Below are 1008 nucleotides of genomic sequence, written 5' to 3' on the forward strand. Positions count from 1 at the left end.
GGCCTGCTCGATGGCTTGAGCGCCATACATTAGAATCGGTTCAATACGGGCAACCGGCAGGTTTTCTTCACCATCGGCCACTGGCGGTATAACGCAAACGCGTGCATATAGCGGAGACTTCTCCGCCAGCACTCGATTGAGCAACGCCAAGTCATCTTCCAGGCGATGGAAGGTTTGTGCGATGTTCATAATAATAAATCCCCGAGAAAGGGTAACGTGCTAACCCTCCACCGTGGTGGGGGCTGTATATATATCCATACTTTATACAATTATCAGGCGGGAATGCAAGAATTCGTTATTTCACATGAAGCCGGGGTTTGAGATTAACCGAGGAACGTAGTGTGTTCGGAAACTAGAACTTTGGCGTGATCAACTATCCATGTATGTGCTTCTTTAACTGTGCCTGGGGCATTCTGGGCTGCGTAAGAGCTGGCAAAATTCGGAATGGACTTTCAATCTGGCCGCTAATGTCATTAAACTTGCTACCTGTTCCACGGTGAGGGGTCTGTTGAGAACTATAGCCTGTGCTTTTGCTTGAAGCTTGCTCCGCAGAAACCTAAAAACCAATGCCAGAAGTAGCGTGAACATAATGAATGGAATGCCTTCCGCCAGTGTGTTTTGCGGATTAAGCAGGATAAGGCCGAGCACTCCACTCAGGAGGAAGAAACCAATACTCATCCACTTTAAGACAGGCGTTCCATGTCGATATACAATGAGTTTAATAATCTGGGTATCTGGTAAATCCTTCCCCATCGGTAATGAATATGCTGTTTGTATCGCTTTAGCTAACCCGTCATCGAATTGGCCGAGCGTCAGAGGTTTGTCTTTGTCTTTAACCCAGGCGTCGAACTCTGGTTTCACATCACTCTCTTCTATCAGATCGATATAGAACTGTGTTAGCGGCCATTCTATCTGTTGGTCATAATAGGCTTGTGGTCCACCCGCGTCATCCAGAGCGCGAATTTTAATTGCATACTTAGAGATACCAAACAGCACTACCGCAACAAA

2 protein-coding genes are annotated in these 1008 nt (G+C 46.7%); both read right to left on the reverse strand.

The window, feature by feature from the left end; genetic code table 11:
- A partial coding sequence (locus tag ACVRRC_RS21870; protein WP_472997556.1) for a DNA replication terminus site-binding protein occupies window positions 1–189 on the reverse strand: 189 nt, incomplete at its 3' end.
- A 204-nt stretch (window positions 190–393) separates the two neighbouring features.
- A partial coding sequence (locus ACVRRC_RS21875; protein WP_472997557.1) for a hypothetical protein occupies window positions 394–1008 on the reverse strand: 615 nt, incomplete at its 5' end.

The sequence above is a fragment of the Stutzerimonas sp. LR2 genome, assembly GCF_055755175.1.